We start from the raw sequence: 14,582 nt of genomic DNA on the forward strand, positions 1-14,582 counted from the left end.
CTTGGCCCATAGCGCATCCTTCCACTCGCGTGAGAAAACTGCACCATCAAACCCTGGGATCAAACACCTAGGGATCTTCGTCCCCTTGCGCGATGAAGCCGCCGGCCTCCTCGCCAGCCTTGCGCCAGCGCGGCCGACCGGGAGCGCATCGGCCGGGCCGTGAGACCGCCCCACATCGCCTGCGGATCGCGCTCCAGGAATTTCGGCTCGCGAGCGTCTCTGCGCTTGTGTCATGTATGGTACCAACGCTAGTGTTCGCGGAATGGCTGGCCGGATCGTGAAGCATTCGATCCGGCCGAAAGCGTCTTCGAAGGAGCGGCATCTGTCGCGTTTGGCGGATGCGAAGTCGGTTACCAGAGGAGCGGCACCGAAATCTCGCAGACGTCGAGACAAACGGGCCAGGCCGCGCGGGCGGCGGCGTATCGTTTCAGCGGTTCACCGGACCAATCCCTGATCTTGCCGAGAGGCGGCATCGCACGGGAGGGCACAGGCGGATGCAGGGCAGCGGGTCCACCGTCTCGTCGGACGCCTTCGTCGCGATGATCGAGGCCGCGGGCCTCACCGGACATTGGAGCTGGTGCTTCGCGACGCGCGCCCATGTCTGGTCGGCGGGCTTCTTCCACATCCTCGGGCTCGCCCCCGGGGCGATCGAGCCGGGCTGGGAGATTCTGCGCGATCGCGTCCATCCGGAGGATCGGCCGGGGCTGCCGGCCTGCGATGCGGCGCTCGCCGAGACCCTGTGCGACCATACCTTCCGGGTCCTGCGCTGGAGCGGGTGCGAGCGGACCTTGAAGAGCCGTGGCGAGCTCGTCCGGGATCTGGACGGTGCCGTGATCGGCGTGGCCGGCGTCGTCTTCGACATCACCGAGCAGGATTCCCTCTGGCGCAGCCGCGAGGCCGACCTGCGGCGCAACCGCGCCCTGTTCGATCACGCCAGCATCGTGTTCTCGTCGATGGACAGCTTTCCGCCCGACGATTACCCGCCGGAGCTTCGGGCGCTCACCGGCCTGCGCAACCTGGACCTGTTGAAGGATTTCGCCCGCTTCGTGCTGCCCGAGCAGCGGGCCTATCGGCGCAACCGGCTGGCGCAGCTGGTCCGGCAGGGCCAGCCCTTCTCCATGACGCCGACGCTCGCCCTCGCGAACGGCCACGGCAAGGCCTTCACGGCCGTGATGGTGCCGGTGGAAGATCCGACCGGCCGGGTCGAGGGCTGGGCCAGCCTGATGGTGCCGGCCGGCCCCGAGCGGACGCCGCCGGACACGGCCCGCGACGTCGATCCCCAGATCGCGGCGCCGCACCTACGCGCCGCCCGCAACCTGCTCGGCTGGTCGATGATGCATCTCGCCAAGGCGAGCGGGCTCACCTCCGCGGTGATCCGCCGGCTGGAGGCGCCGGATGCGCCCTCCGATCCTGATGCCTGCGCGGAGGCGGCCCGCGGGGCCGTGATCCTGGCGCTGCGCAATGCCGGGATTACGTTCGCGCTGATCGAGGGCGGTGCGATCGCGGTGGCGCGCCTCGACTGAACGGCCCTCAGGCGGCGTTGGCGATCCCGGGGCCGGACGCGGCGCCGAGCGCCCGCCCGGCCGGGCTCGCCGCGTAATGCGCCCGCTGGGTGCGGGGATCGCGGCGCGTTACCGTGACGAGCGCCGCTTCCTCCAATTCCGAGAGGCCGCGCAGGGCGTGCGCGTGCGCGAGGGCGAAGGTCCGCGCGAAGGCGCGGGTATCGGCCGCGACCCCGAGGCGTAGGCCGGCCAGGAGCCCGGCGGCCAGCGGCGACAGGTCGGGCCGCTACCGCGCGAGCGCCTCGGCCGCGGCCAGGAACGCCGCGTCGGAGATCGGCGCGGGTTCCGCGTCCCGCCGCGCCGGCATCAGGCCGCCACCGCGGCGGCGCGGGCGCGCAGCGTCACCAGCACCGATTTCGAGGTCGGTGTGTCGCTGCCCGTCCCGAAGGAGGAGAGCGGCACGAGCACGTTCAGCTCCGGGTAATACCCCGCGAGGCTGCCGCGCGGCATCTCGAAGGGCACGAGGCGGAAATCCTCCGCCACGCGGTCGATCCCGTCCGGATGCAGCCCGACGATGTCGACCCGGTCGCCGAGGCGGGCCCGGATCTCCGCGAGGTCGTCCGGATGGGCAAACAGCACCCGGCGCTCGCCGTAGACGCCGCGGTAGCGGTCGTCGAGGCCGTAGATCGTGGTGTTGTACTGGTCGTGCGAGCGGAAGGTCTGCAGCACGAACGTGTCGGGGGCACGCCGCGCCTGCTGGTGCTCGGTCGATTCCGGCAGGGCCTCGGCCGCGAAGCCGGCCCTTCCGGTCTCGGTCTCGAACACGCGCTCGGCCGCGAGGTTGCGCAGCATGAAGCCCCGTGGGCGTCGGACCCGGACATTGTAGCCAGTGAATCCCGGGATGGTGGCCTCGATCAGCGAGCGGATCCGGTCGTAATCCTCGCTGAGCCCGGCCCAATCGACCTTGTCCGAGCCGATGGTGGCCGCGGCCATGCCGGCGATGATGGCGATCTCGGAGCGCAGCGCCTTCGAGGCCGGCTTGTTGATGCCGCCGGAGCCGTGGACCATGCTCATCGAATCCTCGACGGTCACGATCTGGGTCTTGCCGGCGGCGTTGCGGTCGATCTCGGTGCGGCCGAGGCAAGGCAGCAGGTAGCCGACCGTGCCCGGGAGAAGGTGGGAGTGGTTGAGCTTCGTGGCGATGTGCACCGTGAGGCGGCAGCCGGCGAGCGCCCGCGCCACCCGGCACGAATCCGGCGTCGCCCGCGCGAAATTGCCGCCGAGCCCGATGAAGGCCTTGGCCGAGCCGTCCAGCAAAGCGTTGATCGCCGCCACCACGTTGTGGCCGTGCCGGCGCGGCGCCGGGAAGCCGAAGGTCCGCTCCAGCGCGTCGAGGAGGGCGGCCGGCGGGCGCTCGTTGATGCCGACCGTGCGGTCGCCCTGGACGTTCGAGTGGCCGCGCACGGGGCAGAGGCCGGCGCCGGGGCGGCCGATATGCCCGCGCAGGAACATCACGTTGGCCATCTCGCGGATGGTCGCCACCGAATGCCGGTGCTGGGTCACCCCCATGGCCCAGGTGCAGATCGCCTTGTCCGCCCCGAGATAGACCTCCGCGGCGGTCTCGATCTCGTCGCGGGCGAGGCCCGACTGATCGAGGGTGGTCTCCCACGCGGTCGCCTCGACGAGGGCCCGGTAGGCCTCGTAGCCGGCTGTGTGGCGGGCCAGGAACGGCCGGTCGAGCACGGAGGGGCGGCCCGCCCGCAGGGCCGCGTCGTCGGCCGCGAAGATCGCCTTGGCGATGCCGCGGAACACCGCCATGTCGCCGCCGAGGCGTGGCTGGAAATAGTGGCTGGCCACGGGCGCGCTCGCGCCGCGCAGCATCTCGACGGTGTTCTGCGGGTCGGCGAAGCGCTCGAGCCCGCGCTCGCGGACCGGGTTGAGCACCACGACGCGGGCGCCGCGCTGGGCGGCACGGCGCAGGTCGCCGAGCATGCGGGGATGGTTGGTGCCGGGATTCTGGCCCACCACGAAGATGGCGTCGGCCTTCTCGAAATCCTCCAGCAGCACCGTGCCCTTGCCGATGCCGATGGCGGCCTGCAGGGCGACGCCGCTCGCCTCGTGGCACATGTTCGAGCAATCGGGGAAGTTGTTGGTGCCGTAGTGCCGGGCGAAGAGCTGGTAGAGATAGGCGGCCTCGTTCGAGGCGCGGCCGGAGGTGTAGAACTCGGCCTGGTCCGGATGATCGAGCCCGCGAAGCGTCGCGCCGATCTCCGCGAAGGCCGCCTCCCAGGTGACCGGAAGGTAGCGGTCGGAGGCCGGGTCGTAGCGCAACGGCTCCGTCAGGCGGCCCTGGCCCTCGAGGGCGTAGTCGCTCCAGCCGCGCAGTTCCTGGACGGTGTGCCGGGCGAAGAAGGCTGGGGGCGTGCGCTTGTCGGTCGCCTCCCAGGAGACCGCCTTCACGCCGTTCTCGCAGAACTCGAACGAGGAGCCGTGCTCCGGGTCGCCCCAGGCGCAGCCGGGGCAGTCGAACCCGTCCGGCTGGTTGGCCTTCAGCATGGCGCGGGCGCCCGAGAGCGGGGCGCGGCTGCCCAGCAGGTGCTTGCCGCAGCTCTTCAGGGCCCCCCAGCCGCCGGCGGCCGAGGAGCGCTTGGTCCCCTCGACCTTGGCTTCGCCTTCGGTCTCGCCCCGGCCGGGTCCGGCGTGGCGCGTAGCGGTCTTGCGAGACCCGACCGGGTGATCCATCGATGCATCCTGAAACGGGGGGAGCGCGGGCCCCGTCCGGAGGCGGCAGGTCTCGCAGCCGCGAGATAAGCGTCGCTCGGGACGGCGCTCAATCGCACGCGAACGCAGGCCCCTCATGCACCCGGCACCTGAGCGGCGGCTTCCCTTCGGTTTCGCCCTGCGGGGGCGCGCGATCCGAGCGCGCGGAATGGGGGGCATGCGCTGAGGGACGGACGCCCGCGCCCGGTTGAGCCCAGGGCACCGGCGGCCTAACCCATCGCGGTGATGCGGAGGAGCGCGGATGCAGGTGCGGGTGCGGGTTCTGGCGGCGCTCGCGGCGGGAATCGCCGTCGGGCTCGCGGTCATGGCCTATGATCGCGGGCGCGACATCGAATGGGCCGTCACCGCCGCGCAGATCGCGGATGCGCGGACCTACGGCAAGCCCGGCGTCGAGGTGTCGCCCGGCCGCTTCGTCACCGAGCCGATGCGGGCCGAGGGTGCCGGCTGGCTCCCGCTGAAATGGAGCCTGCTCGGCCTCGCGGCGGCCTGCGCGGTGCTCGCCGGGACGGGGGGACGCGGCCTGCGGTGAGGCCTAAGCGGCGGAGCTTCAGAGCCGGTTAAGGCCGGCGATCGAGCGCGCCGGAGCGGTTCCCGATCGCGTTGCCGTCGCGAGCGGCTCTAAGCCTTCGACGCGCTCCCCGCCGCTGAACCGGTCTCCGCTTCGGCGGCGAGCGCTCGCGCGTCGCGCCCGACCGCCTGCGACAGGCCGGTCAGCCCCTCGGCCTTGATCCGGGCGAGGAGGCCGGCCTTGATCTCGGGGATCAGGCCGGGGCCCGCATAGACCAGCGCCGAGTAGAGCTGCAGCAGGGTGGCGCCGGCCCGGATCTTGGTCCAGGCCGCCTCGGCGGAATCGATGCCGCCGACCCCGACGAGGGGCAGCCGGCCGCCGACCCGCAGGTAGGTCTCGGCCAGGAGCCGCGTCGCGGGGCCGAACAGGGGCCGCCCGGAGAGGCCGCCGGTCTCGCGCGCGAGGGTGGTCTCGGCCAGGCTCGCGGGCCGCGCGATGGTGGTGTTCGAGACGACGAGCGCCTGCACGCCCCGCCGTTCCGCCGTGGCGCAGATGGCGTCGAGGGCGCCGAGGGTGATGTCGGGCGCGATCTTCAGGAGGATCGCGGTCGCCGGATGGACCGCGTCCCGGGCCTCGACCACCCGCGCCAGCAGCGTGTCGAGGAAGGCCTCCCCCTGCAGGTCGCGCAGGCCCGGGGTGTTCGGCGAGGAGACGTTGACGGTCACGAAGGCGACGTGCGGTGCCAGCGCCCGGGTGCAAGCGACGTAATCGGCGAGGCGATCGGTCGCCTCCTTGTTCGCCCCGATATTGACCCCGACGAGGCCGGGACGCCGCGCCCGCGTTGCGAGCCGGCGCGCGACCACCGCGAGCCCTTCGCTGTTGAGGCCGAAGCGGTTGATGACGCCGCCGTCTTGGGTGAGCCGGAACACCCGGGGCTTCGGGTTGCCGGGCTGAGGCTTGGGCACCACGCCGCCCACCTCCACGAAGCCGAAGCCGAGGCCGAGCAGCGCGTCCGGCACCTCGGCGCCCTTGTCGAAGCCCGCCGCGAGGCCGACCGGGTTCGGGAAGCGGTGCCCGAGGCAATCGACCGCGAGCCGCGCGTCGTCGGCCGGTGGGCGCCGGGGCGGCATCAGGGCCAGCGCCCGGAGCGTCAGGTTATGCGCGGATTCCGCGTCGAGCCCGTGCAGAACCGGGCGGATGAGAGGGAACAGGCTGCCGATCATGCCGCGATCTCCGCCGGGAACAGGTGGCGGCCATCCGGCCCGAGGGGCAGTTCGGCGACCGCCCGCACCGCGCTCAAGGGGAGGGGGCCGTAGAGATGCGGGAACAGGTCGCCGCCGCGGGAGGGCTCGTAGCGCAGGGCGCCGCCCAGGGCCTCGGCCTCGACCGAGACGAGGAGGAGGTCTTGGGCGCCCGCGAAATGCCGCGCTGCGGTCTTGGCGGCCTGCGCCGCGGTCGAGAAGTGGATGAAGCCGTCGGCGTGGTCCACCGGCGCGCCGTCGAAGCGGCCGGCTTCCTCGGCCTCGCGCCAGAGCGCTCGGGGACAGATTTTGTAGATGAGGGGCATCGGCACCGTCCGTATGACGGGGCGTCGATAGAGCGAGTGGCCTCCGCTGCGCAACAGCGCCGCGCCGGCCCGCCCGGCTCAGCCCCTCTCCGCGAAGTCCCGGGGACGCGTCCGGAGCGTACGGATTCGGGTGCGAAATACGCAGAACGCCGATTGCATTTTGAGCTGTTTAGTTCTACTTTCCTACAACTAGGCCGTGCGTCTTAGCGGCCCGCGCAGGCTCGAACCCCTCATGCTGTCCCACGAGCAGATCTGGACCGCGATCGACCGCCTGGCCGAGCGGCACGGTTTCTCGGCCTCGGGCCTCGCCCGCCGCGCAGGGCTCGACGCCACGAGCTTCAACCGCTCGAAGCGGATCGGACCCGACGGGCGCAAGCGCTGGCCCTCCACCGAATCGGTCTCGAAGGTGCTCACCGCCACCGGCGCCAGCCTCGACGAGTTCCTGCGCCTGATCGAGCCCCGCGAGGGGCCGCCCCGGGCGATGATCCCGCTCATCGGCATGACCCAGGCCGGCGCCGGCCGCCTGTTCACCGACGAGGGCATGCCGACGGGCGGTCCGGGCTGGGAGGAGATCGAGTTCCCCGATCTCGGCGAGGAGCGGGCCTTCGCGCTGGAGGTCCAGGGCGATTCGATGAACCCGCTCTACCGGGACGGCGACGTGCTGATCGTCTCGCCCTCGGCGAGCGTGCGCAAGGGCGACCGGGTCGTGGTCCGGCTCCATGCGGGCGAGGTTCTGGCCAAGGAGCTGCGCCGCCGCACCGCCCGCACGGTCGAGCTCTCCTCCCTCAACCCGGATCACCAGGACCGCGTCGTCAATGTCGGCGAGATCGCCTGGATGGCCCGGGTGATGTGGGTGCGGCAATAGTCCGAGCCTCCGGCAATAGTCCGAGCCTGCGGGATGGGCCGGTGCGTCACCGCGCGGCACCCCGCGCCGGCACGCCTTGGCCATGCCGCGCGTTGCCGCTATCGAGAGCGGGTCGGGAGCGCGGACCCGTCGAGCCGGGATCGATCATGGTGCAGCCCGAAGCGGACGGCCGGTATCAAGCTCCCGCCGACCGCGCGCCGCCGGCAATCCCCGGTGCCTGGGAGCCGATCCTCGCGGCCTCGCCGGTCGCGACCGCCCTGACCGCGCCCGACGGCGCCATCCTGTACGCGAACCCCGCCTTCCTGGTCCTGACCGGCTTCGCGCCCGAGGCGGTGCGCGGGCAGGAGATCCGCGCGCTCCTGCGCGAGGGACCGGGCGCCACCGGTTCGGCCGAGGAATTCCTGGCGCTCACCCGGGACGGCATCGGGTTCTGGGCCTGCGTCAGCCTCGCGCCGATCGCCGGGAGCGATCTCAGCCTGTGTCAGGTCCTCGACGTGACCCGGCGGCGGGAGGCCGAGGGGGCGCTTGCCCTGTCGCGCCAGCGCGAGGCCCTCGGGCTCCTGACGAACAGCGTCGCGCACGAGTTCAACAACTTCCTGCAGATCCTGATCGGCTACGTCGACGGCCTGACGCGGCGGCTCGGCGACCGGCCGGAGCCCTTCATCCAGCGCGCGCTCACGCGCTCGACCGACGCGGTCGAGCGGGCCACGATCCTCACCCGGCAGCTCCTCGCCTTCTCCCGCCGGATCGCCCCGGACGTGTGCCCCGTCGATCTCGCCCGGCTGGTGCGCGACGTGGCCGAGCGCCTGCGCCCGGGCCTGCCGCCGAGCATCACCCTGGACCTCGAGATCGCCAGCGACCTCCCGCCCGCCCTGAGCAACCCGACGCAGGTGGAGCTCGCCCTCGGCCACATCGTCGCCAATGCCTGCGAGGCGATGCCGAGCGGCGGCGCCCTCACGATCGCGGCCTTCCGGTTGCCGCCGGGCGACCGGACGATCCAGCGGCCCGGCGACGGCGCCGTGGGCATCCTGGTGCGCGACACGGGCTCGGGCATGTCCCCCGAGATGCTCGCGAGGGCGCTCTCGCCCTTCGCCACCAGTCACGAGGCTGGGCGCGGGGCGGGGCTCGCCATCGTGCACGGGCTGATGAAGCGCCAGAACGGCACCATCACGCTCGAAAGCCAGCCCGGGGCCGGCACCAGCGTGCGCCTGATCTTCCCGGCCGTGGTGTAGAGGCCGCGCAGGCCTCGATCCGGGCGTACGCACGCTGAATTAACCACCCACGGTCGAAGACCGGGTTTCATCCGAAAAAACTTAGCGGTTGTGCGGACTAAAACTCCGGCACGCACGTCTCCATATTATCGTCGGCGATCACGCCACGACATTTACTCTCGCAGAGGCGAATCGATGCTCACCTCCACCACGCGCCGCAAGCGTACGGCGACCATCCTGGCGCTCGCGGCAGCGCTGACGGTCGCGGCGCCCGTCGTCGAGGCCCGTCCGGGCGGCGGCGGCAGCGCCGGCTCGCGTGGGTCGCGCACCTTCAACGCGCCCTCCGCGACCACCACGGCGCCCGGTGCTGCCGCGCCGATCCAGCGCTCGCAGACCCAGCCCGGCCCGGGCATGTCCAACCCCGGCATGCAGGCGCCCGCCCAGGGCCGCCGCTTCGGCGGCGGCTTCATGGCGGGGCTCCTCGGCGCGGGCCTCCTCGGCGCGCTCATCGGCGGCGGCTTCTTCGGCGGCCTCGGCGGCATCGCCTCGTTCCTCGGGCTGATCCTGCAGGTTGGCCTCCTCGTCCTGCTCGTCTCCTTCGCGGTGCGGTGGTTCCGCCGCCGTCAGGGCCAGCCGGCCGGCGCCGGCGCGCCCTACGCCCGGACCGGGCTCGACAACGGACCGGGCGCGCCGAACCAGGGGCTCGGCAATGCCGGTCCCGGCCTCGGTGCTTCAGGTCCGGGTGCGTCCGGTCCGGGTGCGTCAGGTCTTGGCGGCATGATGGGCGGGGGCGCGCAGCGTCCCGTGCAGCAGCGCCAGATCCAGATCGGCCCCAACGACTTCCAGTCGTTCGAGCGGCTGCTCGGCGAGGTTCAGGACGCCTATTCGCACGAGGACAAGGTCGGCCTGCGCAACCTCGCGACGCCCGAGATGGCGGGCTATTTCGAGGAAGAGCTTCAGGCGAATGCCGCCCGCGGCATCGTCAACCGGATCTCGAACGTCAAGCTCCTGCAGGGCGACCTGTCGGAAGCCTGGGGCGAGGGCTCGTCGGAATACGCGACCGTCGCGATGCGCTATGCGCTGAACGACGTGAAGCTCGATCGCAACACCAACCGGGTGGTCGAGACCGAGCCGGCGGAGGCCACCGAACTCTGGACCTTCGTCCGCCAGCCCGGCCGGCCCTGGATCCTCTCGGCGATCCAGCAGACCAGCTGACGCACCGGTCGGGTCCCGACCGAGCACGGGCCGGCACCGCGCGCGCGGTGCCGGCCTTTTTCATGCGCGTCGCGGGCGTCTTCCGAGTCGCCTCGCCGGGCTCACGCCGCGCCGAGAGTCCGGCGCGCGTCGTAGGCGTTGGCCAGAGCCACGAAACCCGCCAATGGCACCTCCTCGGCCCGGGCGGTCTCGGCGATGCCGGTCGCCGACAGGAGGGCGCCGGGCTCGGGCGTCAGCGCCTTCAGGCTCTGGCGCAGCATCTTGCGGCGCTGGCCGAAGGCCGCCCGGGTCACGGCCTCGAGGGCGCCCGCCCGGCAGGGCAGGGGCGCGGCGCGGGGCACGAGGCGCACGACGCTCGAGGTCACCTTCGGGGGCGGCACGAAGGCGGAGGGCGCGACGTCGAACAGGATGTCGGCCTGCGTGCGCCAGCCGCAGAGCACGCCGAGGCGCCCGTAATCCGCCCGCGCGCTGACATCGGCGACGATCCGCTCCGCCACCTCGCGCTGGAACATCAGGGTCGCCGAATCCCACCAGGGCGGCCAGGCCTCGCCCTCCAGCCAGCCGGTGAGGAGGGCTGTCCCGATGTTGTAGGGCAGGTTCGCGACGATTCGGGCCGGGCGGTCGCCGATCAGCGGGCGCGGATCGAAGGCGAGCGCATCCGCGTCCACGACGGTGAGCCGGCCCGGATAATGCGCCGCGATCTCCGCGAGCGCCGGCAGCGCCCGGGAATCGCGCTCGATGGCGATGACGCGGCCCGCGCCCGCCGCGAGCAGGGCCCGGGTGAGGCCGCCGGGGCCGGGGCCGACCTCCACCACCGTCACATCCGCGAGGGGCCCGGCACTCCGGGCGATGCGTCCGGTCAGGTTGAGGTCGTAGAGGAAATTTTGCCCTAGCGCCTTCTTGGGCTCCAGGCCGTGCCGCTGCACGACCTCGCGGAGCGGCGGCAGGCCGTCGCCGGTGCTCATAGCTCGTCGGTCGGGTCGAAATGGGAGGGCGGCGCCGAGGCCGGCCGCACCCGATCGGCGTAATCGTTGAACGGGACGATCTCGGCGGTGGGGGCCTTGGCCGGCGCGGCGTTCCGGGCGAGCCGGTCGGCGAGGCGCAGGGCGGCGATCAGGCTGTCCGGCCGGGCGATGCCCTGGCCGGCGATGTCGAAGGCGGTGCCGTGGTCGGGCGAGGTGCGGATGAAGGGCAGCCCGAGGGTGACGTTGACGCCATCGTCGAACGCGATGGTCTTGATCGGGATGAGCGCCTGATCGTGGGTGGGGGCCAGCGCCGCGTCGTAGGTCGCCCGGGCGCGGGCGTGGAACAGGGTGTCGGCCGGCAAAGGGCCCCGGATGTCGATGCCCTCGGCGCGCAGGCGCTCCACCGCCGGCGCCAGCACGTCGCGGTCCTCAAAGCCCATGGTGCCGGCCTCGCCCGCATGCGGGTTGAGGCCCGCGAGCACGAGGCGCGGCGCCGCGAGGCCGAAGCGCGTCGCGAGGTCGCGGGCGACGATGCGGGCGGTACGCTCGACGAGGTCCTGCGTCAGCAATTCGGGGACGCGGCGCAGCGGCACGTGGATCGTGACGGGCACGACCGCGAGGTCCTGGCTCCAGATCATCATCACGGGCAGCGGCGCGGGGCTCCCCGGCGGCACCGCGAGCGCCGCCAGGAACTCGGTATGGCCCGGATAGGCGAAGCCCACCTGCGTCAGGACGTATTTGGCGATCGGGTTGGTGACGACGGCCGCGGCCCGCCCGGCCTGCACGAAGCCGACCGCGGCGGTGATCGATTCGAGGGTGGCGCCGGCATGCGCCGGATCGGGCTTGCCGGGCTCCGCCGCGATGGTCGTGCCGCTCGGCAGGGCGACCACCGGAAGGGCGCGGGGAAACACCTCCGCGGCGGTTTCGGGGTCGATCTCGGCCACCGGCACGTGCAGGCCGAGGCGGCTCGCGCTGCGCTCGACGAAATCCGGGTCGGCCACGAGGAAGAACGGCCGCAGGGCCGAATGAGCGCCTTGCGCCGCGCGCCGGGCCCAGGCGGCGAGCGCGAGCTCGGGCCCGATGCCGGCCGGGTCGCCGAGGGTGAGGGCCAGGGGTGTCATGGGCTACCCGAGCGGGTTCGAGGGGGAGGCGGGCCGCCCGGACCGCCTGCGCAACACCCAAGCTCGGCCCGAGCCCGCGAAGCCGGGGCCGGTCGCGTCTGCGACGCCCGGTGCCGGGCTTGCGGCGGGTCCCCGGCTCGCGGCGGGCCCCAGGCCCGCGGCAGGCCCCCGGATGAGCGTTTGGCGTGGTGGCATCCGGCGCTTCTAGCAGCCCCGGTCCGTCGCCGCGAGCGGTTGCGGCTCAGCGGATCGCCGCGATGCCGTCGGCGGTGGTGGCGGTGCCGACGTTCTGGCGCAGGTCCGCCTCGCCGAGCGTCTTCAGCTCGACCCGCAGCAGCACGGTCTGGTTGCGCTCGCGCACCCCGATGGCGGTGGCGATGGGCGAGACGATGTAGTTCAGCGAGACCGTGGTGCACTCGTCCTGGTAGCCGCCGCCGAAGCTCATGCCCGAGAGGTAGAAGCGGCCCGGATTTTGGTAGATCGGCGCGACCCCGACCGGGTTGGCGAGATAGGCGTTGAGGGCGTCCGCGTAGACGTCGCGGGTGTCGAGATAGTGGGTCAGGTCGATGAGGGCCGAGCCGGTGACGAACCAGTTCGGCGTGATGTTGTAGGTGGCCGAGGCGGTGATGCCCTCGCGGCGATGGCTGAAGCCCAGCAGCGGCTGCGCCTCGTAATAGGAGTAGAAGGCCGAGACCGAGAGGGGCAGGAACGGCGCGAAGCGCGCCGTGATGCCGGTCTCGAAGCGGTTCACGCTGAAATCGTTGTGGTCGAACCGGGCGCGGCTGATCAGGCTGATGTTCTGGTTCGGCGAGAGCTGGAAACGCCCGACGAAGTCGGAGCGGCGGGATTCGAGGCCGGAATCGAAACCCACATTGGCGAGGTCGCCCCGGCGGAACGAGTTGACGCCCGCGAGCTGGATCGACTCGCCGAACAACACGTTCGCGTACCAGCCCGCCGGCGTGACCACCGAGTACTGGCCGCCGAGATTCGTGCGCACGCCGCCCTCGACCCGGTCGTAGCCCGAGAACTTGTCCCACTCGAAGAGCGAGGTGTCGTCGAAGACGAGGCTCTGCGCGTCCTCGTTGGGGAGGCGGCCGATGCGGGTCTCGCTCGGGCGCGCGATGATCTGGGCGATCGGCTCGATGGTGTGGACGCCGAGGCGCCCGAAATCGCTGACGAAGGGATAGCGGTAATCGATGCCGAGTGCCGGCATCACCCGGCCGGACGAGCCCTCGCCGATATTGGCGATCGTGGGCGCCAGCGCGTTCTGGTAGCCCGAGAGGCTCGGATTCACGAAGAAGGTGTCGGCGCGCAGATACGCGAAGGGCGTGATCGCCTGACCCAGCGGATCGATGAAGGTGCGGCGCCAGGAGACCTGCGCCGAGGCGCGGGTATCCGTGCCGGCCAGCCCCCGGATCAGGCAGGACGAGTTGTTGAAGATCGTGCAGGTCTCGTAGAGCGGGTAGCTGACGCCGTTGAAGCTTGGGCTGAACAGGTAGCTGCCGGTGCGCGGCAGGCCCTGGAAATCCGTCGCCTCGCGGGTCAGGCTGGTGAGGTTGCCCTCGAACCGGACCTCGCCGCCCAGGAAGCCGGGACCGTTGATGCGCTTGTCGTAATCGATGACGGGCGCGACGACGGGCTGCTCCTTCTGCCAGTCGAAGCTCGACAGGCCCTTGAAGTAGTAGCCCCGCGCCTCGAACCAGGAGCGGTCACCCTGGCCGATCAGGTAGGCGGTCGAGACCGCCTCGCGGAAGTAATCCGTGGTGATGTTCTGGTTGCGGATCCGGTAATTGTCGAGGAACCACTTGTCGGTGACGCCGACTACGTCCCAGCCGGTGCGCCAGCGGTCGTTGATGTAGAACCGGCCCCGGCTCTCGATCGAGCCGCGGAAGTCGCGGTCGCCCGCGCCGAGGGGACCGGGCAGGAAGGCGCTCGGCGTGGTCTGGAAGATGCCGCTGACGCGCAGGTTGTAGAAGCCGGTCTCGAGCCGGTGGCGGAACTCGGCCTGGCCGAGCACGCCCTGCCGGCTCACGAAGGCCGGCGAGAGGGTCAGGTCGTAGTTCGGCGCGAGGTTGAAGAAGTAGGGCACAGCGGCGCCGGTGCCGAGCGCCGTCGAGGAGATGAAGCGCGGCGTCAGGAAGCCGCTCTTGCGCTTCACGGTCGGGTCCGCGGCCTCGAAATAGGGCAGATAGGCCACCGGGATGCCGGCGAGCTCCAGGGTCGATTCCTCGAACGAGACCGTGTGGGTCTCGTTGTTGTGGATGATCTTGGCGGCGCGCACCTGCCACAGGGGCGGCTTCTCCGGGTGGTCCTTACAGGGCTCGCAGGCCGTGTAGGTGCCGTAATCGAAGCTCGTCTGCTCCCCGTCGACGCGCTCGGCGCGCGGCGCCGAGAACCGGGTACGGACCACCTCGCCCTTCTTCTCGACGGTCTGCTGGATGCGCAGGGAATCGATGAAGCCGTTCCGGAAATCGTCCGTCAGCTCCATCCGCTCGCCGGTGACGACGGCGCCGTCCTGGTCGGTGAGGCGGACATTGCCCTCGGCGAAGACGCGGCTCGTGGCCCGGTCGTAACGGACGCGGTCGGCCTGGAGGGTGCGCGGGCCGTAATGCAGCTCGGCATTGCCGCGCGCCGTCACGGTGTTCTTGTCGTTGTCGTAGATGAGCTCGTCGGCCTCGACCAGGAGCTTGTCGCCCGGCTTGCCCGTCGCGGCTTTCGGCAGGGCCTGAGCGGCCGCCGGCACGGGCAGCCCGAGCGGCAGGGCAGCCGTCAGCAGCGCCAGAACGGCGGCCATCCTCGCGATGTCGGCGACCTTACGCAACGCGCGTCACAACTCCAGCCACGGTC

Annotated in this window: 12 protein-coding genes; 5 read left to right on the forward strand and 7 right to left on the reverse strand. The window is 71.8% G+C overall.

Annotated elements, in window-relative coordinates; genetic code table 11:
* The first annotated feature begins 494 nt into the window (after positions 1-494).
* Positions 495-1,523, forward strand: a complete 1,029-nt coding sequence (locus tag F6X53_RS25505) for a PAS domain-containing protein (protein WP_191971002.1) — start codon at positions 495-497, stop codon at positions 1,521-1,523.
* A 7-nt stretch (positions 1,524-1,530) separates the two neighbouring features.
* Here the strand turns inward: F6X53_RS25505 and F6X53_RS33885 are convergent, their stop codons facing one another.
* Both F6X53_RS33885 and F6X53_RS25515 read right to left on the reverse strand, forming a co-directional pair.
* Positions 1,531-1,659, reverse strand: coding sequence for a hypothetical protein (locus F6X53_RS33885; RefSeq protein ID WP_306426609.1), 129 nt, complete (start codon positions 1,657-1,659; stop codon positions 1,531-1,533).
* Between the two features lie 209 nt (positions 1,660-1,868).
* Entirely contained in the window at positions 1,869-4,244 is a 2,376-nt protein-coding gene (locus F6X53_RS25515; protein ID WP_151003623.1) for an FdhF/YdeP family oxidoreductase, read from the reverse strand.
* A gap of 280 nt (positions 4,245-4,524) precedes the next feature.
* Here F6X53_RS25515 and F6X53_RS25520 point away from each other — a divergent pair, with 280 nt between their 5' ends.
* Positions 4,525-4,812, forward strand: a complete 288-nt coding sequence (locus F6X53_RS25520) for a hypothetical protein (protein WP_151003624.1) — start codon at positions 4,525-4,527, stop codon at positions 4,810-4,812.
* 89 nt (positions 4,813-4,901) lie between these two features.
* Here F6X53_RS25520 and F6X53_RS25525 read toward each other — a convergent pair whose 3' ends face one another.
* Positions 4,902-6,014, reverse strand: a complete 1,113-nt coding sequence (locus F6X53_RS25525) for a quinone-dependent dihydroorotate dehydrogenase (protein ID WP_151003626.1) — start codon at positions 6,012-6,014, stop codon at positions 4,902-4,904.
* Positions 6,011-6,358: a DUF952 domain-containing protein gene (locus F6X53_RS25530; RefSeq protein ID WP_151003628.1), complete on the reverse strand. Its 348-nt coding sequence runs from the start codon at positions 6,356-6,358 to the stop codon at positions 6,011-6,013. Before F6X53_RS25530 ends, F6X53_RS25525 begins: the two co-directional genes overlap by 4 nt.
* A 232-nt stretch (positions 6,359-6,590) precedes the next feature.
* Between F6X53_RS25530 and F6X53_RS25535 the strand changes: the two genes are divergently transcribed.
* The 3 genes from F6X53_RS25535 to F6X53_RS25545 all read left to right on the forward strand — a co-directional run bounded on the left by F6X53_RS25535 (position 6,591) and on the right by F6X53_RS25545 (position 9,649).
* Positions 6,591-7,223 carry a S24 family peptidase gene (locus F6X53_RS25535; protein ID WP_151003630.1) on the forward strand — a complete coding sequence of 211 codons (633 nt, stop codon included), beginning with the start codon at positions 6,591-6,593 and terminating at the stop codon, positions 7,221-7,223.
* Between the two features lie 146 nt (positions 7,224-7,369).
* Positions 7,370-8,455, forward strand: coding sequence for a two-component system sensor histidine kinase NtrB (locus tag F6X53_RS25540; RefSeq protein WP_151003632.1), 1,086 nt, complete (start codon positions 7,370-7,372; stop codon positions 8,453-8,455).
* A 174-nt stretch (positions 8,456-8,629) separates the two neighbouring features.
* A complete protein-coding gene (locus tag F6X53_RS25545) occupies positions 8,630-9,649 on the forward strand; it encodes a TIM44-like domain-containing protein (RefSeq protein ID WP_151003634.1) in 1,020 nt (339 codons plus the stop codon).
* Between the two features lie 101 nt (positions 9,650-9,750).
* Here F6X53_RS25545 and rsmA read toward each other — a convergent pair whose 3' ends face one another.
* The 3 genes from rsmA to F6X53_RS25565 all read right to left on the reverse strand — a co-directional run bounded on the left by rsmA (position 9,751) and on the right by F6X53_RS25565 (position 14,529).
* Positions 9,751-10,614: a 16S rRNA (adenine(1518)-N(6)/adenine(1519)-N(6))-dimethyltransferase RsmA gene (rsmA, locus tag F6X53_RS25550; RefSeq protein WP_151003635.1), complete on the reverse strand. Its 864-nt coding sequence runs from the start codon at positions 10,612-10,614 to the stop codon at positions 9,751-9,753.
* The gene (gene pdxA / locus F6X53_RS25555; protein ID WP_151003637.1) at positions 10,611-11,735 is read right to left on the reverse strand and encodes a 4-hydroxythreonine-4-phosphate dehydrogenase PdxA; all 1,125 of its coding nucleotides are present in this window, start codon (positions 11,733-11,735) and stop codon (positions 10,611-10,613) included. The genes rsmA and pdxA overlap by 4 nt, the downstream gene beginning before the upstream one ends.
* 241 nt (positions 11,736-11,976) lie before the next feature.
* The gene (locus F6X53_RS25565; protein WP_151003641.1) at positions 11,977-14,529 is read right to left on the reverse strand and encodes an LPS-assembly protein LptD; all 2,553 of its coding nucleotides are present in this window, start codon (positions 14,527-14,529) and stop codon (positions 11,977-11,979) included.
* Between the last annotated feature and the right edge of the window lie 53 nt (positions 14,530-14,582).

It is taken from the genome of Methylobacterium soli (genome assembly GCF_008806385.1).
GTDB classification, from domain to species: domain Bacteria; phylum Pseudomonadota; class Alphaproteobacteria; order Rhizobiales; family Beijerinckiaceae; genus Methylobacterium; species Methylobacterium soli.